This is a genomic window from Rhizobium sp. 01L410, assembly GCF_056400165.1.
The window spans coordinates 79,363-98,357 of the sequence record NZ_JBFTST010000010.1; the positions used below are offsets into that span (position 1 = coordinate 79,363).

18 protein-coding genes are annotated in these 18,995 nt (G+C 61.5%); 6 read left to right on the plus strand and 12 right to left on the minus strand.

From position 1 onward, the window contains the following. The first annotated feature begins 51 nt into the window (after positions 1–51). From AC1DV9_RS21210 to AC1DV9_RS21220, 3 genes are all read left to right on the plus strand, one after another. Complete coding sequence (locus AC1DV9_RS21210) at positions 52–1,131, plus strand: MotA/TolQ/ExbB proton channel family protein (protein WP_112385483.1); 1,080 nt, start codon at positions 52–54, stop codon at positions 1,129–1,131. A gap of 3 nt (positions 1,132–1,134) precedes the next feature. Next, positions 1,135–2,166 (plus strand): peptidoglycan -binding protein, encoded by a 1,032-nt coding sequence (locus AC1DV9_RS21215; protein ID WP_112538686.1) that lies wholly within the window; start codon positions 1,135–1,137, stop codon positions 2,164–2,166. A gap of 121 nt (positions 2,167–2,287) precedes the next feature. Beyond that, positions 2,288–3,925 carry an FAD-binding dehydrogenase gene (locus AC1DV9_RS21220; protein ID WP_477949929.1) on the plus strand — a complete coding sequence of 546 codons (1,638 nt, stop codon included), beginning with the start codon at positions 2,288–2,290 and terminating at the stop codon, positions 3,923–3,925. A gap of 36 nt (positions 3,926–3,961) precedes the next feature. On the opposite strand, the gene AC1DV9_RS21225 is transcribed toward AC1DV9_RS21220, so the two are convergent. Both AC1DV9_RS21225 and AC1DV9_RS21230 read right to left on the minus strand, forming a co-directional pair. Further along, entirely contained in the window at positions 3,962–4,150 is a 189-nt protein-coding gene (locus tag AC1DV9_RS21225; protein WP_112385480.1) for a YegP family protein, read from the minus strand. A gap of 65 nt (positions 4,151–4,215) precedes the next feature. After that, complete coding sequence (locus AC1DV9_RS21230) at positions 4,216–5,205, minus strand: Bug family tripartite tricarboxylate transporter substrate binding protein (protein WP_477949930.1); 990 nt, start codon at positions 5,203–5,205, stop codon at positions 4,216–4,218. A gap of 230 nt (positions 5,206–5,435) precedes the next feature. On the opposite strand from AC1DV9_RS21230, the gene AC1DV9_RS21235 reads away from it, so the two are divergent. Then, positions 5,436–6,656 carry an adenylate/guanylate cyclase domain-containing protein gene (locus AC1DV9_RS21235; protein WP_112385478.1) on the plus strand — a complete coding sequence of 407 codons (1,221 nt, stop codon included), beginning with the start codon at positions 5,436–5,438 and terminating at the stop codon, positions 6,654–6,656. Between the two features lie 10 nt (positions 6,657–6,666). On the opposite strand, the gene AC1DV9_RS21240 is transcribed toward AC1DV9_RS21235, so the two are convergent. Further along, positions 6,667–8,466, minus strand: coding sequence for an ABC transporter transmembrane domain-containing protein (locus AC1DV9_RS21240; RefSeq protein WP_477949931.1), 1,800 nt, complete (start codon positions 8,464–8,466; stop codon positions 6,667–6,669). A gap of 192 nt (positions 8,467–8,658) precedes the next feature. On the opposite strand from AC1DV9_RS21240, the gene rpmE reads away from it, so the two are divergent. Next, the gene (rpmE, locus tag AC1DV9_RS21245; RefSeq protein ID WP_007527409.1) at positions 8,659–8,880 is read left to right on the plus strand and encodes a 50S ribosomal protein L31; all 222 of its coding nucleotides are present in this window, start codon (positions 8,659–8,661) and stop codon (positions 8,878–8,880) included. A 148-nt stretch (positions 8,881–9,028) separates the two neighbouring features. On the opposite strand, the gene rcdA is transcribed toward rpmE, so the two are convergent. The 3 genes from rcdA to AC1DV9_RS21260 form a co-directional block, all read right to left on the minus strand. Continuing rightward, positions 9,029–9,544, minus strand: a complete 516-nt coding sequence (gene rcdA, locus AC1DV9_RS21250) for a protease adaptor protein RcdA (protein WP_112385477.1) — start codon at positions 9,542–9,544, stop codon at positions 9,029–9,031. Between the two features lie 379 nt (positions 9,545–9,923). Beyond that, a complete protein-coding gene (locus AC1DV9_RS21255) occupies positions 9,924–10,115 on the minus strand; it encodes a DUF1192 domain-containing protein (protein ID WP_477949932.1) in 192 nt (63 codons plus the stop codon). Between the two features lie 31 nt (positions 10,116–10,146). Continuing rightward, positions 10,147–11,427: an MFS transporter gene (locus AC1DV9_RS21260; protein WP_112385475.1), complete on the minus strand. Its 1,281-nt coding sequence runs from the start codon at positions 11,425–11,427 to the stop codon at positions 10,147–10,149. Positions 11,428–11,601: 174 nt separating this feature from the next. Between AC1DV9_RS21260 and AC1DV9_RS21265 the strand changes: the two genes are divergently transcribed. Next, positions 11,602–11,766, plus strand: a complete 165-nt coding sequence (locus AC1DV9_RS21265; RefSeq protein WP_310297279.1) for a hypothetical protein — start codon at positions 11,602–11,604, stop codon at positions 11,764–11,766. Here AC1DV9_RS21265 and AC1DV9_RS21270 read toward each other — a convergent pair. The 6 genes from AC1DV9_RS21270 to gap all read right to left on the minus strand — a co-directional run bounded on the left by AC1DV9_RS21270 (position 11,763) and on the right by gap (position 18,968). Beyond that, on the minus strand, positions 11,763–12,680 hold the full coding sequence (locus tag AC1DV9_RS21270) for a PhzF family phenazine biosynthesis protein (protein ID WP_477949933.1): 918 nt from the start codon (positions 12,678–12,680) through the stop codon (positions 11,763–11,765). The genes AC1DV9_RS21265 and AC1DV9_RS21270 overlap by 4 nt on opposite strands. 112 nt (positions 12,681–12,792) lie before the next feature. Next, positions 12,793–13,713: a fructose bisphosphate aldolase gene (locus AC1DV9_RS21275; protein WP_477949934.1), complete on the minus strand. Its 921-nt coding sequence runs from the start codon at positions 13,711–13,713 to the stop codon at positions 12,793–12,795. Between the two features lie 235 nt (positions 13,714–13,948). Continuing rightward, entirely contained in the window at positions 13,949–15,148 is a 1,200-nt protein-coding gene (locus AC1DV9_RS21280) for a phosphoglycerate kinase (RefSeq protein WP_477949935.1), read from the minus strand. 70 nt (positions 15,149–15,218) lie between these two features. Then, the gene (locus AC1DV9_RS21285; RefSeq protein ID WP_477949936.1) at positions 15,219–17,087 is read right to left on the minus strand and encodes a potassium/proton antiporter; all 1,869 of its coding nucleotides are present in this window, start codon (positions 17,085–17,087) and stop codon (positions 15,219–15,221) included. 279 nt (positions 17,088–17,366) lie between these two features. Then, a complete protein-coding gene (locus tag AC1DV9_RS21290) occupies positions 17,367–17,810 on the minus strand; it encodes an N-acetyltransferase family protein (protein ID WP_477940928.1) in 444 nt (147 codons plus the stop codon). A gap of 147 nt (positions 17,811–17,957) precedes the next feature. Further along, on the minus strand, positions 17,958–18,968 hold the full coding sequence (gene gap / locus AC1DV9_RS21295; RefSeq protein ID WP_112385471.1) for a type I glyceraldehyde-3-phosphate dehydrogenase: 1,011 nt from the start codon (positions 18,966–18,968) through the stop codon (positions 17,958–17,960). Positions 18,969–18,995 lie beyond the last annotated feature (27 nt).

An 18,995-nucleotide genomic window follows, 5' to 3' on the forward strand; every position in this document is an offset into this window, starting at 1 on the left:
CACAATGTTGCTCTAGTCTCGCAGTGCAAGCAATGCGGAGGCTGCGAGACCATGGAAAACGTGAATGCGGCGGAGTTCGGCTCGACCGAAAAACCGAGCGGTACCTATACGCACAAACTCTCCAGCCCGATGTCCTTCCTTTGGACGATGGTCCTCTTTCTGGTGATCGTCGGCTTCATTGCTGCGATCCTTTTCAGGCAGACGCAAACCGCCTTCATGCATAATCCGGGCCTCAACGGCCTGATCCTCGGCGTGCTCGCTGTCGGCATCATTCTGGTGTTCAGCCATGTGCTGGCGCTCAGGCCCGAAGTGCGCTGGTTCAACTCGTTCCGCGCCGCCGGCAGCGCCGACAAAGTGAATCGCAATCCGAAGCTGCTCGCGCCGATGCGTGCGCTGATCGGCAGCCGCAAATCGACGGCAACACTGTCGACGACGGCGCTGCGTTCGATCTTGGATTCGATTGCGACCCGTCTCGATGAATCCCGCGATACGTCCCGCTATCTCATCGGCCTCCTGGTCTTCCTCGGTCTGCTCGGTACCTTCTGGGGCCTTATCGGCACCATCGGTTCGATCAGCAATGTCATTCAATCTCTCGATGCCGGCACCAATGGCTCCGGCGATGTGCTGGCGACACTGAAGGAAGGTCTTTCGACGCCGCTTTCGGGCATGGGCCAGGCCTTCTCGTCGTCGCTGCTCGGTCTTTCCGGCTCGCTGATCCTCGGCTTCCTTGATCTGCAGGCCGGCCGCGCGCAGAACCGCTTCTACATGGAGCTGGAAAACTGGCTTTCGTCGGTGACCGACGTTGGCTCGGACATGCCGGTTCCTATGATCGATGCTGCAGGCGGCTCTTCGGAAGATGTGCGTTCGCTCTCAGAATATCTGAAGAAGGTTTCGGAAGACGGCGGTGCCGGCAATCAACGTTCCGTTGCCGCTATGGCGAGCCTCGCGGAGGGTATCCAGGGCTTGGTCAAGAACATGCGAAACGAGCAGCAGATGCTGCGCGACTGGATCGAGGCGCAGCAGGACGAGGCCAAGGCGATGCGCCGCACGCTCGACCGGCTAGCCGAGCGGATCGGGGCGCAGGAGCGTGGCTATCGCAGTAGTCAGACAGAGAAGAGCGAGGGCAAGTAAGCCATGGCTCTCGCCAGGAACCGCCGCCGCGAGCGTACGGTCGATTATTGGCCGGGTTTTGTCGATGCGCTGTCGACGCTGCTGATTTCCATCATGTTCCTGCTGACGGTCTTCGTCGTCGGGCAGTTCATCCTCAGCCGCGAAATCAGCGGCCGTGACGAGGTGCTGACGCGCCTTAACAGCCAGATCAACGAACTCACCCAGTTGCTGGCGCTCGAAAAGGGCAGCAAGCAGGATCTGGAAGATTCCGTCGCCAACCTGCAGGCTTCGCTTGCCGGCGCCGAGAGCGAGCGTTCGCGGCTGCAGGCGCTTCTCGATGCCGGCTCCGGCGGGCAGGACGTCGCGCAGCAGCGCATCGGGGGGCTGACGAAAGAACTCGACGAGCAGAAGCAGGTCAGCGAGCGGGCGATGAGCCAGGTCGAGCTGCTCAACCAGCAGATCGCTGCACTCCGCAGCCAGATCGCTGCCGTCGAAGTGGCGTTGCAGGCATCCGAGCAGAAGGATCAGACCTCGCAGACGAAGATCGCAGATCTCGGGCGGCGGCTGAACGTGGCTCTGGCGCAGCGCGTGCAGGAGCTGAACCGCTACCGGTCCGACTTCTTCGGCCGTCTGCGCGAGATTCTCTCCGATCGCGAAAACATCCGCATCGTCGGCGACCGCTTCGTCTTCCAGTCGGAAGTGCTGTTCCCGTCGGGCAGCTCGGATCTCAATCCGGACGGTACCGCCGAGATGGGCAAGCTTGCGGCGGCCCTTCTCGATCTCGCCAAGGAAATCCCGCCTGAGATCAACTGGGTGCTGCGTGTCGATGGACACACCGACAATGTGGCGCTGTCAGGCACGGGGCGCTACCGCGACAACTGGGAGCTCTCCTCGGCGCGCGCCATCTCGGTCGTCAAATATCTGATCTCACAGGGTGTCCCTGCCGACCGGCTGGTGGCCGCAGGCTTCGGCGAATTCCAGCCGATCGCACCCGGCGATACGCCGGATGCACGGGCAACCAACCGTCGTATCGAGCTCAAGCTCACCGAGAAATAGGCTGGGGGCGGTATCTGGCCGCCCTGCCATCGCCCCAAATTTCAGAGAGTGAAATCCAGCAGTTGCGGCTGACGCCGCTGCTGAATAACGTTGGATTCGTGAATGCGGGGAGGCGTTCGGGATGGAATGTGATGTGCTCGTCATCGGCGCAGGCCTGGCGGGATTGGTGGCGGCTTCAGAGGCTGCCGATCGCGGACACAAGGTCTGCATCGTCGATCAGGAAGGCGAGCAGAGCCTGGGCGGACAGGCCTTTTGGTCTCTCGGCGGGCTGTTTCTCGTCAACAGTCCCGAACAGCGCCGGTTGGGTATCCGCGACAGTATCGATCTGGCGCGGCAGGACTGGTCTGGCTCGGCGGGGTTCGACCGGCCGGAAGATTACTGGCCGCGGCTCTGGGCCGAAGCCTATCTGGAATTTGCTGCCGGCGAAAAGCGATCCTGGCTGCATCAGCAGGGCATGCGCTGGTTCCCCGTCGTCGGCTGGGCCGAACGCGGCGGCGGCATGGCGCATGGCCATGGAAACTCGGTGCCGCGCTTTCATTTGACCTGGGGAACAGGGCCGGCCGTTCTCGAGCCTTTCATTCGCCGTGTCCGCGAAGCGGAGGAACAGGGCAAGATCACCTTCGCCTTTCGCCACCGCGTCGATGATCTGATCGTCGAGAACGGCACGGCCGTCGGCGCTTTCGGCACCGTGCTGGTGCCTGACAATGCGCCACGCGGCAAGGCAACGGCGCGGATGATTTCCGGCACGTTCCAGATCCGGGCTGGGGCCGTCGTCGTTACCTCCGGCGGGATCGGTGGCAATCATGATCTTGTCCGGCGCAGCTGGCCCGTGGACCGGCTGGGGGCACCTCCTGCATCGATGGTGGCGGGTGTGCCCGCCCATGTCGATGGCCGGATGCTGGAAATCGGCGAACGCGCCGGCGCGCGCGTCATCAACGGCGACCGCATGTGGCACTATATCGAGGGCTTGAAAAACTGGGATCCGGTCTGGGCGAACCATGGTATCCGCATCCTTCCCGGTCCTTCCTCCTTCTGGTGCGATGCGCGCGGCAACCGGTTCGCCGCCCCTGCCATGCCGGGCTTCGATACGCTCGGGACGCTGAAGGCGATCAAGCGGACCGGCTACGACTACAGCTGGTTCATCCTGACCAAGGCGATCATCAAGAAGGAGTTTGCTCTCTCGGGCTCCGAGCAGAACCCGGATCTGACGGGCAAGGATATCAAGCTCCTGCTGCAGCGTCTCGGCAGCGAACCGCCGGGGCCGGTGCAGTCGTTCATGGACAAGGGCGAGGATTTCATCGTTCGCAACACGCTGGAGCAGCTGGTCGACGGCATGAATGCGCTGACCGGCGAGAGGCTGCTCGACGTTTCGCATATCCGCCGGCAGATCGAGGCGCGCGACCGCGAGATCGGCAACAGCTTTTCCAAGGATGCGCAGTTGACGGCGATCCGCGGCGCACGGCGCTATATCGGCGACAAGCTGCTGAGGACGGCCCGGCCGCACCGGCTGCTCGATCCGGCAAAGGGACCATTGGTTGCCGTGCGCCTGCATATCCTGACGCGAAAGTCGCTGGGTGGTCTGGAGACGGATCTTTCGGCCCGGGTGATCGGCCCAAATGGCGATGCCATACCCGGTCTCTATGCGGCCGGCGAAGTCGCCGGTTTCGGCGGCGGCGGCATGCATGGCTACAACGCGCTGGAGGGGACCTTCCTCGGCGGTTGCATTTTCTCCGGCCGGGTGGCCGGGCGGGCGGTGTGAAGGCGGCACCGCATTCGGGATGCCGCCTCCCTTAAATTATGCCGTTGGCTTGGTCTGATCGTCGACCGTTGCGCCGGGCGCATTCTTCTTGATGGATTCGATGGCGCTCAGCGCGGATGCCTTTGCTTTGTAGCCTTCCGAGCCGAACATCTGCTCGCCGTTTGACGCCTTGAAGCGGAAACGGAATTCACCAGCCTTGTCTTTGTACACTTCGAACTTATACATCGATTGTCTCCCAAAATCAGGAAGTTGCCCCGGTAACAAAGAGCAATCTAGAGCAAAAGTTCAATCTATTCCATCTGGATATTTGCACCTTTAACGATCGGTTCCCACTTGGCCAGTTCGGCCTTCACATGGGCGCCAAGCTCTTCCGGCGTCGAGCCGACGATCGTGGCGCTGAAGTCCTTCATCCGCCCGGCTACGGCAGGATCCTTCAGGGCCTTGTTGGCTGAATCGTTGAGTTTTGCCACCACATCGGCCGGTGTATTGGCCGGGGCGAAGAGCGCGTTCCAGGTGTAGGTCTCGTAGCCGGGAACGCCGGATTCGGCGATCGTCGGAGTATCCGGGAAGGATGTCGCCCGCTCGGCCGTCGTGACCGCCAGCGCGCGCAGCTTGCCGCTCTTGATGTGCGGGGAGGACGAAGGCAGGTTGTCGAACATGATCGAGACCTGATTGCCGAGCAGGTCGGTCAGCGCCGGGCCTGCGCCCTTGTAGGGGATGTGCTGCATCTTCGTTCCGGCCATGGCGTTGAAAAGCTCGCCGGAGAGATGCAGCGGCGTGCCGTTGCCGGAGGATGCGTAGCTCCACTTGTCCGGCTCGGCCTTCAACAGCGCGATCAGCTCCTGAACGTTCTTGGCTGGCAATTCCGGATTGACGACCAGTACGTTCGGCACCACGACCAGCAGCGAAACCGGGGCGAAATCCTTCTGCGGATCGTAGGGCGTCGATTTGAGGATCAGCGGGTTCAGCGCGTGGGTGGCAACGGTGCCCATCAGGATCGTGTAGCCATCCGGCTCGGCGCGGGCGACATTATCGGCGCCGAGATTGCCGCCGGCACCGGCAACGTTCTGGACGATGACCTGCTGGCCGAGATCGGCAGACATCTTCTCGGCGATGATGCGGGCGACGACATCGGTCGATCCGCCGGCGGCGAACGGCACCACCATGGTGATGGTGCGATCGGGAAATCCTTCGGCCAGCGCCGCTCCCGCGCCAAGCGCGGTCAGCATCCCGATGCCGAGGGCGATGCTTGCCCGGCGAGTAAAGGTAAAAGTCGCCATTCGATTCTCCTCCCAGAATTCAACAGCCCAGTCGCCCGGCTGCGTCTGGCCGGGCAGGAGGAGGTTAGGGCAGGGTGGGGCAAAGGCAACCGGTGCGATTGCTCGAGGGCATGCGACTTTAGTCGCCTTGGAATGGGGGATTGATATTACATTTGCACCTTCGATAACCATCTAAGGGTAAAACAGAATTCCACCGCTTGCCGCCGCAAGCGGATTTCATGAGGTTTGATATGCATCTGTCCCCCGATGCGATGGCCACTTTCACGGATGCCGAAGACGGCGCCTGGCCGCTTCGCCGCCGCCGTATTCTCGACTGGCTGGTCAACGAGACGCGCGGCGAACGCTTCATCGACAACATCTTCGTCGAGATGAATGAAAGGCTCCTGGAAGCAGGCGTGCCGCTGGGCCGCGCGACGCTGCATTTCCGCACGTTACATCCGCAATGGATGGGCGCGCGCGTTCTCTGGCGGCCGGGGCTGAAGGAAGGCAAGATCACCACCTTCGGCTATGGTGTCGAGAACACGCCGCAGTTCCTCAGCAGCCCGATGAACGAGATCTTCAGCGGCGCGTCGGAAGTTCGCCAGAACCTCGAAGGCGAGATCCGCAGCGACTATGCGCTCTATGAAGAGTTGCACGGCGAGGGACTGACTGACTATATCGCCTGGCCGCTGGAGCACACGCTCGGCAAGCGCCATGTCGTCACCTTCTCCAGTAATCGGCCGGGCGGTTTCACGGCCGAGCATATTTCGTTCCTTCGTGATCTTCTCCCGGCCCTGACGCTGGTCAGCGAGATCCGCGTCAAGAATATCCTGGCGCGCACCCTGCTGCAGACCTATGTCGGCCCGCATGCCAGCGAACAGATCCTCGCCGGCGCCACGACGCGAGGCAGCGGCAGCACGGTTGGTGCGGCGATCCTGATCTGCGATCTCCGCGACTTCACGACGATCTCGGACATGTGGCCGCGCGACGACGTCATCGAGCTGCTCAATGCCTATTTCGATGCCATGTCCGAGCCGATCGAGCGCCATGGCGGCGAGATCCTCAAATTCATGGGTGATGGGCTGCTGGCAATCTTCCCGCTCAGCAATCCCGATGCCTGCCGCAATCTTCTCCTGTCGCTGAAGGAAGCCCGCACGGCCATCAACGACCTCAACAAGTTCAATGCCGAACGCGGTGTTGTCGAACTCCGCTACGGCGTCGGCGTCCATGTCGGAGATGTTATGTACGGCAATATCGGCTCGCGCAAGCGCCTGGACTTCACGGTGATCGGCCCCGCTGTTAACGTCGCTTCACGGCTCGAAACGCTGACCAAGGAGGTCGGCCGTCCGGTGCTGATATCGAAGGCCTTCGTCGACATGGCAAAATGCGGCGCGGAACTGGAGCCGGTCGGAACCTATCCGCTCCGCGGATTGGGAGAACCAGTGGACGTGTTTACGTTCCCGCAGGGGTGAAAGCCATTACTTAGCCGATCGCCAAAAACTCTTCCGCGCCTGCATCGAACTGCAGCTTCGCGAGCTTGGCATAGATACCGCCGTGGCGGATGAGGCTTTGGTGGTTGCCTTCCTCGACAATGCGGCCCTGGTCGAGGACGAGGATGCGGTCGGCTTTCAGGACGGTTGCCAGGCGGTGGGCGATGACGAGGGTGGTGCGGCCCTGCATCAGACCGTCGAGGGCCTTCTGGACCAGCGTCTCGCTCTCGGCATCGAGCGCCGAGGTGGCCTCGTCGAGCAAGAGGACCGGCGCGTTCTTCAGGATCGCGCGGGCGATGGCGATGCGCTGGCGCTGGCCGCCCGATAGGGTGATGCCGCGTTCGCCGACCTGCGTGTCGTAACCGCGGTCGAGGCGGGCGATGAATTCGTCGGCCTGCGCGGCGATCGCGGCGGCGCGGACCTGCTCCGGCGTTGCCTCCGGGCGGCCGAAGGCGATATTGTCGTGGATCGAGGCGGCAAAGATCGTTACGTCCTGCGGGACGATCGCCATGCGCTCGCGCAGATCATCCGGGTCGGTGGCGCGGGCATCGAGGCCGTCGATGGCGACAATCCCCTGTTGCGGGTCGTAGAAACGCAGCAGCAGCGAGAAGATCGTGCTTTTGCCGGCACCCGATGGCCCGACGATGGCAACGGTTTCGCCGGGGGTGACATGAAAGCTCAAACCATGCAGCGCCGATTTTCCGGGGCGCGACGGATAGGCGAAATGGACGTTTGAAAACTCGACGCGGCCGCGGGCGGGCACCGGCAGGATTTCCGGCTGGGGCGGTGCTGCGATCGGCGATACTTCGTCGAGAAGCTCGGTCAGCCGGTCGGCGGCACCGGCGGCTTGCGAGAGTTCGCCCCAGACTTCAGAAAGCGCGCCGAGCGAGCCGGCGGCGATGACCGAATAGAGCAGGAACTGGCCGAGAGTGCCGGCTGACAGCGTGCCTGTGAGCACGTTATGGGCGCCGACCCAGAGAACCGCGACGACGCTGCCGAAGATCAGGGTGATGGCTATACCGGTCAGCAGCGCGCGCGAGCGGATTGCCGAGCGGGCGGCTTCATAGGCGGATTCGACCGCCATGCCATAGCGGGCGGCTGCGGCATCCTCGCCGTTGAAGGCCTGGACGGTGCGGGTGGCGGCAATGCTTTCGTTGGCAAAGGCGGAGGCTTCGGCAAGCGTATCCTGCGCGGCGCGCGAGCGCTTGCGTACCGAGCGGCCGAAGGCGACCAGCGGGAAGACGATCAGTGGGATGGCGCCGAGCGCCAGGCTTGCCAGCTTCGGCGAGGTGACGACCATCATGCCCATGGCGCCGAGACAGAGGATCAGGTTGCGAAGTGCGACCGAGGCGGTGGCGCCGACGGCGGACTTGATCTGTGTCGTGTCGGCGGTCAGGCGGGAGACGATCTCGCCCGACTGGTTGACGTCGAAAAACGAGGCGGAGAGGCGGGTGACATGGGCAAAGACATCGCGGCGCAGGTCCGAGACGATGCGCTCCCCAAGGGTGATGACGAAATAGTAGCGGAGCGCGCTGGCGATCGCGAGAACGATCGCCATCACCATCAGCATCGCGAAGTAGCTGTTGATGAAGGAGCCGTCCGGCTGCGTGAAGCCGTGATCGATCATCCGGCGAATGGCCAGCGGCAGGGCAAGCGAGGTGACGGCGGCAAGCGCCAGCGCGACGAGGGCGCCGGTTACCAGGCCGCGGTAGCGCATGACATAAGGCGTCAGACGCCCGAGAGGCTTCAGCGACCGCGACTTCTTTTCCCCGCCCTGCACTGCGTCTGTCAAATCAGCTCCAATCGCCCTCAAACCGTTGATCACCAGCTTGTTGGCACTTGTTATCCTTTAGGCCTTCATGTATAGGCACCGCATCCGAATGGGAAGCCGTAGCCTTCGTGACTGCGGCTTCATTTATTCAATCGGGCCTCTTGCCGCAATGACATGCGTCAAATTGGACCCTGGCATCGCAGGAAGATTGTTATGAAGGCTGATATCCATCCCGACTACCACACCATCAAGGTTGTGATGACTGACGGCACCGAATACGAAACCCGCTCGACCTGGGGTTCGGAAGGCGCTGTCATGAACCTCGAAATCGATTCCAAGTCCCATCCGGCATGGACGGGCGGCAACCAGCAGCTCATGGACCGCGGTGGCCGCGTTTCCAAGTTCAACAAGCGTTTCGGCGGCCTCGGCCTCTAATCGCTTCTGCGGTACTGAATTTGAAAAGAGCCCGGTTTCTACCGGGCTTTTTTATTGCCCGGTTTTGGGGCTGCGCTTTCCGCCAATGAAAAAGGCCGGTTGCGCAGGGAACGCAACCGGCCGGATTTAAATATACTTCTGAGTAAACTTAGTTGTTGCCGAAAGCGGTCTGCAGCAGGCTGAGCTGAGCCTGAACGCTGTTCTGATTGTCGGGAACGATCGGGGCTTCCGACGGGCGATAGATTTCGCGGTCGAGAAGGGCGATGCGATTCTGCAGCCGTAGCGAGCGCTCGACGAGATCGCGGAAGGATTCCGGCAGGTCGCCCCAGCCCGGAGCATTGCGATCGACGTTGAAGCCGTCGAGGCGAACCTTGTTCTTTTCAGCCAGAACCTGATCGCGAGACATCTCGCCATTGTTGACGGCGCGCTGCAAGAGCAGCCACGATGCCATCTGCATCAGGCGGGTGGTGAGGCGCATGGATTCCGCTGCGTAAAGTACCGACGCCATGCGGGGGAGGACCTTGGAAGCTGCGCGGCCGTTACCATCGAGGTAGGCTGCGGTTTCTTCGACAAGCGACATGCCCTCGGCATAAAGCGTCTTGAATTGCGACGATGCGGCGGCGCGTCCGGCGAAGCTGATCGTATTCAAACCAAGTTCCGACATTCAATTTGTCCCTGTTGCACGCGTCTACATATGGTCAGGTAACGCCAGCCTGAAGTAAAAGTTTCAAGGGCCGGTCTTTATGTCTTTAAGATGGTATCATTACCCTAAATGCGCAAGGCGTTTCTTAAGAAAGGGTTAACTTCCACAGATTCGTGGTGAACGGCCGCGCAGGCAAAAAAGAAGAGCCGCAAAAGCGGCTCTCAAGGTAAAACAGGGAGAAAAATCAGACCAATTCACCGCATGGAAAACTGTCTGAGATCCAGACGAAATCTGGATGGTTTAAGTAATAGCTCGTAAAGCTTAATATCCTGTTAATACTGTTCAGCATTAAGACTGGGCGAAGCGTGTTTTGCGCTTGCCTGTGACTTCTTTCTTGAAGTCAGGAGCGGAACAGGCCCTCGGCGGCGGCGCGCCCGGAAGCCTTCCTGGCCGACTCGGCCTCCAGTCTAGCGATCTCGCTTTTCAGCAGCTCGATTCGCTCCTTGAGCTCACCGACCGACAACAGCGAGAGATCCGCACCAATCTCGTGGGCGGTCTTCTTCACTGGCCGTTCCTCGTCAAAGAAGCTCATGGCAATCCTCCCTTTCGTTCAGTTTGGCTTTTCAGCCATACTTTACAGCAGGATCGCCACTTTCGGGAGACTTGTTGGATCCGCGGTCGGCAAGCGTCATGCTTTCGGGTGTGATCATCGGCGATGTTGCCGTCGGGATCGTCGTGTAGGCGTCACGGGCGTCAGGGTGGATGGCAGCGCGCAGGCGGCTGCGGATGATCGCGTAGGCGGCGATCAGCACGTGAGCGATCGCCGTTACCAGGAACAGCGCGTGCGGGCTGACCATCGACATGACAGGGCCGCCGATCGTCGGGCCGATGACGGTGCCGATGCCGTAAAGCAGCAGCAATCCGCCGGAGACCTTCACGAAATCCTCGGAGGAGGCGAAGTCGTTCGCGTGCGCCACGGCGATCGGATAGAGCGTGTTGGCGACGGCGCCGTAGAACACCACGAGGCCGATCACCCAGAAGGGGTCGGACGGGCTGAAGAGGACGATCAGGATGCCGGCGAGAGCCGCAAGGCCGGACATGGCGGCCAGAACGTAGCGGCGGTCGATGCGGTCCGAGAGGCGGCCGGCCGGAAACTGCATGACGGCGCCGGCAAAGATCGTGGCGCTCATCATGATGGCGATGCTGGTATCCGAGAGCCCGGCACCGGCGCCGAAGACGGCGCCGAGCGTACCATAGGCACCGTTGGCAATGCCCACGAGCAGGATGCCGAGGCAGGAGACAGGCGAATTGCGGTAGAGCGCCGGCAGGTCGAGGCGCACGGCCTTCAGCGGCTGCGGAGAAGCCGCCGTCGACAGCGTCGTCGGCAGCATGGCGACGCAATAGAAGACGCCGCAGATCATGAAGAGGATGGGCGTGCGCACATCTTCCAGCGGGATCATCATCTGGCCGCCGACGACGCCGAACAGCGTAATGGCGATATAGAGCGAAAAGATCGCGCCGCGGCTTTCGTTCGTCGCCCGTTCGTTCAGCCAGCTTTCGATGATCATCGAGGTGCCGGCGGTGGAGAAGCCGGTGACGGCGCGCAGCGCAATCCACCAGACCGGATCGATGACGATGCCGCTGAACAGCGCGCTGATGGCGATGATGGCTATGAAACCGGAGAAAGCGCGCACATGGCCGACACGGCGCACCATATTCGGCGCCACGAGGCAGCCGATAACAAAGCCGCCGGCCCAGGATGTGCCGAGCAGACCGAGCGTGGTGGTGGCGTAACCTTCGATGTTCCCGCGGACGGGGAGCAGGATGCCCTGCAGGCCATTGCCCATGAAGAGGAAAAGCGTTCCGAAAAGCAGCGCGGCGACGGACAGCAGATTTCTTCTCATATGCCCACTCTCGACGAGTTCGATTTCAAAAAGACATAAGCCGAGACGATGTCCCGCCCAGTCCCAATGGTGTTGATTGTGCCCCGGAATGCCGTTACGGCATGAAGAAATTCTGTGTTCGCCCGGAATAATGTCGGTCCTGTGACATTATGATAATATTGGAAAAATAAAACCATGACCAAGCTGCTCGCATTGCTGCTCATCCTGGCCATGGTCATACACATCATCAAGCCGTTCGGGCTGCCCGGTTTGCGACGGCGAATGGACTTCTGGAAAATTGCGCTCATCGCTTTTGCGATCTGGACGGTAGCGCTGCTCGGCCGCGAGTTCTTCGGCTAGGCGAGAATCTCGCCGCGCATGACGAAGACGCAGCTGCCGGAAATGCGGACATCGGTGATCGTTCCACCCGCTTTCGTCACATCGACCTCAATGATGCTCCGACGACCCATCTCGACACCCTGTTCGATAGTGATGCGTTGTTGGCTGTCGTTTCCGGGCGTCTGGGAAACCAGATAGGCCGAGAGGGCGGCGGAGGCACTGCCGGTCGCCGGGTCTTCAGGGACGTTATCGAGTGGCGCAAACATGCGCGCGCGAAGATGCCAGGGGTTCTCGCTGGAGCGGACATAGAGGAACAGCGAGAAGTCGTGGTTGTTCTCGCCGCGGTTACCGGCGGCTTCGCGAAACAGGGCGGGGTTGGGCACCGCTGCGGCAAGTGCCTCGAGGTTCGCGAGTTCGGCAACGGCAAATTCCAGGCCGACGGAGACGAAAAGCGGGTGGTGGAGTGCGGTGGCGATCTCATCCGGGCGTATGGCGATGCAGCGCGCAATATCGGCTTCCGGGATTGCAGCGCCTACCTGCAGCGGTTTTGGCGCACGGATCGTCGCTGCGGTCACCTTTCCGCTGCTGCGGCGCAGATCGACCTCGACGATACCGGCGGCTTCCTCGAAGCGCAGCCGGTCGCTGACCGGTTTGCCGAAGACCTCGCTTTGCTGGCCGATGAAATAGGCGGTGCCGACATTCGGATGGCCGGCGAAGGGCACTTCCATGGTCGGCGTGAAGATGCGGACATGCGCGGTGTTGGCAGGATCCTTCGGCGGCAGCACGAAGGTTATTTCGGAATAGCCAAACTCGGCGGCGATCTTCTGCATTTCGGCCGTGTCGAGAGCCTCTGCGCCGGTGATGACGGCAAGCGGATTGCCTTCGAAACGAACGGAGGTGAAGACGTCGAGGGTGGTGTAGGCAAGATTGGGCACGGCAGGCTCCTGTTCGGCAGGCAGCCATGATTAGCCGTGAGCGCCTGTCACAGAAGGGGCAAACTTGTCGCCGTGACAAAGAAAATGGGCGGCCAAAGCCGCCCACATTTGATCAAACGAGGGCGCTCTCGCGCGCGTCGGACTTATCGACGCTTGCGGCATAGATCTGGGCGATCGTTTTGGTCAGGCTCGCGTCGAATTCCGCGTCGCTCATCGTGACGCGCAGGTTTTCCGCCAGAGCGCGCGAGAAGCTGGCGATCATGCCATAGTTATGGCTGAGCTTTTCGCAGGCTTCCTCGGTGCTGTATCCGCCTGAAAGGGCGACAACGCGGATCACCGATTTGTGGGCGATCAGCGGCGCATAGAGATCGGCAACGGTCGGGATCGTCAGCTTGATCATGACCTTTTCACCGGCAGGGAGCTTGTCCAGTTCCTTCAGGATCTCGTCGCGCAGGATGGCCTCGGCCTGCTGCTTTGTCGGGCTATCGATCGAGACTTCCGGCTCGACGATCGGGATGAGGCCGTGGCCGATGATCTGGCGCGCCACTTCGAACTGCTGCTTCACTACGGCGGCGATCCCTGCCTTGTCGGCATGGGCGATGACCGAGCGCATCTTCGTGCCGAATATGCCCTTCTGCCGGGCGCGGATCAGGAGCGCGTCCAGATCGGGCATCGGCTTCATCACCTGAACGCCGTTTTCCTCGGCTTCGAGGCCTTTGTCGATCTTCAGAAAGGGAACGACGCCGCGCTTTTCCCAGAGGTAAGAGGGGACAGCCTGACCATCGACTTCACCGTCCATGGTCCGTTCGAAGAGGATCGCGGCAATGACCTTGTCGCCCGAAAAGGCAGGCGCGCTCATGATGCGGGCGCGCATGGCATGGACCAGGCGGAACATTTCCTCGTCACCGGAATAATCCGATTCAGATACGCCATAAAGACGCAGTGCCTTCGGCGTCGAGCCACCGCTTTGATCCAGCGCTGCAATGAAACCCGGTGCAGAGCTCATCTTATCCAACATCTTCGCGTCTACCATGCTGCTCCTATCCAAAAATCGGCGCGCTAGGCGCCTACGGCTCAATGGCTATCATTCGCGGATAACAGAAGTTTATGAGCGGGAGAATGGAGCGCTAAACCATTGAAACGATTGAAATCATTTCAATCGTTTGAAAGTTTGGGCAGTTTTGGCCCCACTGAGCAAAAGACCGCGAAAGCGAGGTGCTTCCGCGGTCTTATCCACATGTAAAAATTGTTAAATCAGCTTTGGCTGATTATTTGCCCTTGAGAACGGCAACGCCTGGAAGGACCTTGCCTTCCATCCATTCCAGGAAGGCGCCGCCTGCCGTCGAGACGTAGCTGAAGTCGTCGGCAACGCCTGCGTGGTTGAGCGCCGAAACGGTATCGCCACCGCCCGCGACCGAAGTCAGCTTGCCGGCCTTGGTACGCTCGGCAGCGTATTGTGCCGCCGCAACCGTCGCCTTGTCGAAGGGCTCGATCTCGAAAGCGCCGAGCGGGCCGTTCCAGACCAGCGTCTGCGCACGGTCGATCCAGGCCTTGACGGCTTCGACCGACTTCGGGCCGACGTCGAGAACCATGGCATCGGCAGGGATCGCGTCGATGGCGACGGTCTCGTTGGCGGCTCCCGCCTTGAATTCGCGGGCGACGACGCCGTCCTCCGGCAGGATGATGGCGCAGCCGGCGGATGCGGCTTCGATCATGATCTGCTTTGCGGTTTCGGCGAGATCATGCTCGCAGAGCGACTTGCCGACATTGGTGCCGCGGGCGGCGATGAAGGTGTTGGCCATGCCGCCGCCGATGACGAGGGCGTCGACCTTCTTCACCAAGTTCATCAACAGGTCGATTTTACTCGACACCTTGGCGCCGCCGACGATGGCAACGACCGGGCGGACCGGCTCACCGAGACCCTTTTCCAGCGCTTCCAGCTCGGCCTGCATCGTGCGTCCGGCATAGGCCGGCAGCAGATGGGCGAGACCTTCGGTCGAGGAATGGGCGCGGTGGGCGGCGGAGAAGGCGTCGTTGACATAGATGTCGCCGTTGGCGGCGAGCGCCTTGGTGTGTTCGGCGTCGTTCTTTTCTTCAGCCTTGTGGAAACGGGTGTTTTCGAGCAGCAGGATATCGCCATCCTGCAGCTTGGCGACGGCGGCGGATGCTGCATCGCCGACCGAGTCCGTGGCAGTGGCAACGGGCTTGCCGAGAACCTTGGCGACGTCGGCTGCGATCAGCGACAGCGAAAGGTCAGGCGAGGGACCATCCTTCGGGCGGCCGAAATGGGCAAGCAGGATGACCTTTGCGCCCTTCTTCGACAGTTCGAGGATCGTCGGTGCAACGCGCTCGATGCGGGTTGCGTCGGTAACCTTGCCGTCTTTCACCGGAACGTTGAGATCGACGCGGACGAGAACGCGCTTGCCGGCGATGCCGTTGAGGTCGTCGAGGGTCTTGAAAGCTGGCATGGGAGTATCCGTTCGTTAGTGCCTTGGAAGGTGGCCGACCATAGCAAGGATGCCCCGCGACGCAAGGTGTTCAGCCGTGCTTTTCACGCGCGTTTTCGTCGCTCTCCGCCACCCGTCCCGCATGCGCGGGCTCCGGTACATGGCGGCCTTTGAAGCGGTCGCGGATGCGCTGGATGATATCGCGCATGTTGATGAAGATCGGCAGGGTGATTGCCGGTTCCACCGCTTCCAAAGACATGCCGACGGAGCTGATGTGATCCTGATCGTCGAGGTCGCGAACGATGAGGATGATCGAGCCGAGACGGACGCGATCGGCATAGTCGGCCTTGCCGCCAAGCCTCTGCTTCATCAGTTCGGCGATCGTCAGGCCCTTCTCGGATTCGTTCAGCAGACCCGGCCCATAGGCGGCATCAAGATCGGCGGCTGGACGGATCGGCGAGAGCGCGAAGGCTCCGAAGAAGTCCGCATCATCCTCATCGACAGGCGCCTTGCTGGCGAAGAGACGGTCGAGCAGGCGCGCGTAGCTCGGCACGATGAAGAGATAGACCAGATCGTTTTCACGTAGCCGCCCGGCATATTGATAGCGCAGCGACTTGCCGTCGCGGATGACAAGCGAGGGGGTGGCCCAGCGCGGGATGCGCTCGCCGCGCAGGACGGGGCTGTCCTTGATGACGCGGTAGGCGAGGAGTTCATGGTTCGCCGAGCCCGGCAGATCGATCTCGACCTTGTCGACGGCGCCCATGCGCGGCGGAATGATGAGGCCGAGCTTCTTCGCCACCGGTTTGATCGTCCAGCCTTGGACAAGGAGCGAGACGAGGACGATGATGAAGGCGACGTTGAAATAGACATGGCCATTTGGCAGGCCGCCGAGGATGGGCATGATGGCGAGAAGGATCGAGACGGCGCCGCGCAGCCCGACCCAGGCGACGAAGCCGATTTCCTGCTGGGTGTAGTCGTAGGGTAGAAGCGACAGCCATACGGCCAGCGGACGGGCGACGAAGATCAGGAACAGCGCCAGCGCCACGGCAGGCAGGATGATCGCCGGAAACTGCGACGGCGTCGCCAGCAGCCCGAGCACGAGGAACATGATGATCTGTGCCAGCCAGGTCATGCCGTCCTGGAAACGCTTGATGGCGGCAAGGCCCGGAAGCTTACGATTGCCGGCATAGATGCCCGCGACATAGACGGCGAGGAAGCCGCTGCCGCCGACCGCGCCGGTGAAGGCGAAGACCAGCATGGCAAGGCCGAGCACGAAGATCGGCGTCAGGCCGCGATCGGTATCGAGGCGGCTGACCACCTGGGCGATCATCATGCCGCCGAGCATGCCGAGGATGACGCCGAGGCCCATTTCCTCGATGAAGAGGGCCAGCATCGATAGATTGATGCCGGAATAGCCTTCGCCGCTCGCCAGCAGTTCGACGAGGACAATGGTGAGGAAGATCGCCATCGGATCGTTTGTGCCGGACTCGACTTCCAGCGTCGAGCGCACCTTGTCGCGGATATTGATGCCGCCGATGCGCAGCAGGAAGAAGACAGCGGCGGCATCGGTCGAGGCGACGATCGAGCCGAGCAGCATGCCCTCGAGCCAGCTGAAATTGAGCAGCCAGGTGGCGGCGAAACCGACAAGGGCGGCGGTCATCAGCACGCCGACGGATGCAAGCGTCAGCGAGGGTATAGCGGCAAGCTTGAAGGCCTGGATCGGCGTGCCGAAGCCGGAATCGAAGAGGATGACGGCGAGCGCGATGGAGCCGAGGATATAGGCAAGATAATTGTTGCTGAACTCGATACCCAGGCCATCGACGCCGGCCAGCAGGCCGATGCCGAGGAAGAGCAGCAGCAAAGGGGCGCCGAAACGGAAGGCGAGCAGGCTGGAGAAGGCCGCAAGAAGCACCAGCGCCGTCGAAACCAGCACGACGATATAGAATGCTTCCACGTCCATCCCCTTTCACATCCGCGCCGCGGCCGCCCCCGGAAACCGCAACCATTGCTCGATCCTCGTCCTTTGCTGCGCTTCCGCCAGTAAACGGCAAAACAGACCGGAAGGGTAGGCCTTGCGGCTTAACCTTGCTGGGCTGCGGCGTCATGCTGCTGAACGGAGAGCCGGACGGCTCACCAGCGAATGCTACGGGAGAGAATCTCTATAAAGAATGTATAGGCAAATCAGGCGAGAGCAGGGCAAAAACTGAGATGAGCATCGCTTTTGCCGATAAGGCGGCGCTTATCGGCCATTGACCTGAAAGCGCTTGTTGATGCGATCGACCGGCGTGCCGTCGAGAAGGGGAACATCCTTGGTGACGCTGTAGGTCACGAAGCCCATTTTCGCATAGTAGGCCAGACCACCGGTATTGTCGGCGCGGATCGTCGCGTTGATGAACTCCATATCGAGCGACCGGGCGGCCGCGAGCGTTGCCGCAAACAGCGCGGTGCCGACGCCGGGGATCTTCGGGTGCATGCGGGAAAACGTGCCGATATCGGCCCATCCCTCGGGAAGATCTGGATAGAGACTTAGGAACTGAAATCCCGCAAGGACGTCATCCGTCTCGGCGACATGGCACGTCAGCGCCGACTGGCCGTCTATGAACCAGTCTCGCAGTTGATCGGGAGAGAAGGATTCTTCCATGGCGGTCGTGCCGCCAGCGGCGATGATCTCGTTGAGGAGCATGGTGAGTTCATCGGCATCGGCTGCGCGCGCTTTTCGAATTCTGAGATCCACCAAGATACCGTTCTCCCCTTTTCGGCCGTCATTTAAAACAAAAACGGCCCGGTTTCCCGGGCCGCTCTCTCGATCTGCTTTTCGCAAAAGCGAGGCTTAGATGAGCTTTGCGAAGGCGACGGCCGTGTCGGACATGCGGCTCGAGAAGCCCCATTCGTTATCGTACCACGAGAGTACGCGCACGAAGTTACCTTCCATGACCTTGGTCTGGTCGGTCGCGAAGATCGACGAATGGTCGTCGTGGTTGAAGTCGCGGGAAACCAGCGGCTCGTCGGTGTAGCCGAGAACGCCCTTTAGCTTGCCGTTGGAGGCAGCCTTGATCGCTTCGTTGATTTCTCCGACGGTCGTTGCCTTCTTGGAAACGAACTTGAAGTCGACGACCGAGACGTTCGGGGTCGGAACGCGGATCGACGTGCCGTCGAGCTTGCCCTTCAGGTGCGGCAGCACGAGGCCGACGGCCTTGGCAGCGCCGGTGGAGGTCGGGATCATCGACAGGGCTGCAGCGCGAGCGCGGTACAGGTCCTTGTGCATGGTGTCGAGCGTCGGCTGGTCACCCGTGTAGGAGTGGATCGTGGTCATGAAGCCATGATCGATACCGACGGCGTCGTCGAGAACCTTTACGACCGGCACGAGGCAGTTCGTCGTGCAGGATGCGTTGGAGATGACCAGGTGTTCCTTGGTCAGCTGGTCGTGGTTGACGCCGAAGACGACGGTCAGGTCAGCACCATCGGCAGGAGCCGAAACGATGACGCGCTTGGCGCCGGCCGTCAGGTGGGCAGCAGCCTTGTCGCGCGAGGTGAAGATGCCGGTGCACTCGAGCGCGATATCGACGCCGAGTTCGCCGTGCGGCAGCTGTGCCGGGTCGCGAACGGCGGTCACCTTGATCGGCTTGCCGTTGCCGACGATGATCGTGTCGCCTTCGACCTTGACGGTCGCCGGGAACTTGCCGTGGATCGAATCGTAGCGCAGCAGGTGAGCGTTGGTTTCGACCGGGCCGAGGTCGTTGATCGCCACGACTTCGATGTCGGTGCGGCCGGATTCGACGATAGCGCGGAGAACGTTGCGGCCGATGCGGCCGAAGCCGTTGATGGCAACCTTTACAGTCATGTGCATTCACTCCCTAGACATGGGGCT

What these genes read in the sequence shown, in the direction of transcription:
- AC1DV9_RS21210 (WP_112385483.1), top strand. Translation starts at nt 52, where the DNA reads ATGGAAAACGTGAATGCGGCGGAGTTCGGCTCGACCGAAAAACCGAGC.
- AC1DV9_RS21215 (WP_112538686.1), top strand. Translation starts at nt 1,135, where the DNA reads ATGGCTCTCGCCAGGAACCGCCGCCGCGAGCGTACGGTCGATTATTGG.
- AC1DV9_RS21220 (WP_477949929.1), top strand. Translation starts at nt 2,288, where the DNA reads ATGGAATGTGATGTGCTCGTCATCGGCGCAGGCCTGGCGGGATTGGTG.
- AC1DV9_RS21225 (WP_112385480.1), bottom strand. Translation starts at nt 4,150, where the DNA reads ATGTATAAGTTCGAAGTGTACAAAGACAAGGCTGGTGAATTCCGTTTC.
- AC1DV9_RS21230 (WP_477949930.1), bottom strand. Translation starts at nt 5,205, where the DNA reads ATGGCGACTTTTACCTTTACTCGCCGGGCAAGCATCGCCCTCGGCATC.
- AC1DV9_RS21235 (WP_112385478.1), top strand. Translation starts at nt 5,436, where the DNA reads ATGCATCTGTCCCCCGATGCGATGGCCACTTTCACGGATGCCGAAGAC.
- rpmE (WP_007527409.1), top strand. Translation starts at nt 8,659, where the DNA reads ATGAAGGCTGATATCCATCCCGACTACCACACCATCAAGGTTGTGATG.
- rcdA (WP_112385477.1), bottom strand. Translation starts at nt 9,544, where the DNA reads ATGTCGGAACTTGGTTTGAATACGATCAGCTTCGCCGGACGCGCCGCC.
- AC1DV9_RS21255 (WP_477949932.1), bottom strand. Translation starts at nt 10,115, where the DNA reads ATGAGCTTCTTTGACGAGGAACGGCCAGTGAAGAAGACCGCCCACGAG.
- AC1DV9_RS21260 (WP_112385475.1), bottom strand. Translation starts at nt 11,427, where the DNA reads ATGAGAAGAAATCTGCTGTCCGTCGCCGCGCTGCTTTTCGGAACGCTT.
- AC1DV9_RS21265 (WP_310297279.1), top strand. Translation starts at nt 11,602, where the DNA reads ATGACCAAGCTGCTCGCATTGCTGCTCATCCTGGCCATGGTCATACAC.
- AC1DV9_RS21275 (WP_477949934.1), bottom strand. Translation starts at nt 13,713, where the DNA reads ATGGTAGACGCGAAGATGTTGGATAAGATGAGCTCTGCACCGGGTTTC.
- AC1DV9_RS21280 (WP_477949935.1), bottom strand. Translation starts at nt 15,148, where the DNA reads ATGCCAGCTTTCAAGACCCTCGACGACCTCAACGGCATCGCCGGCAAG.
- AC1DV9_RS21285 (WP_477949936.1), bottom strand. Translation starts at nt 17,087, where the DNA reads ATGGACGTGGAAGCATTCTATATCGTCGTGCTGGTTTCGACGGCGCTG.
- AC1DV9_RS21290 (WP_477940928.1), bottom strand. Translation starts at nt 17,810, where the DNA reads ATGCTCCTCAACGAGATCATCGCCGCTGGCGGCACGACCGCCATGGAA.
- gap (WP_112385471.1), bottom strand. Translation starts at nt 18,968, where the DNA reads ATGACTGTAAAGGTTGCCATCAACGGCTTCGGCCGCATCGGCCGCAAC.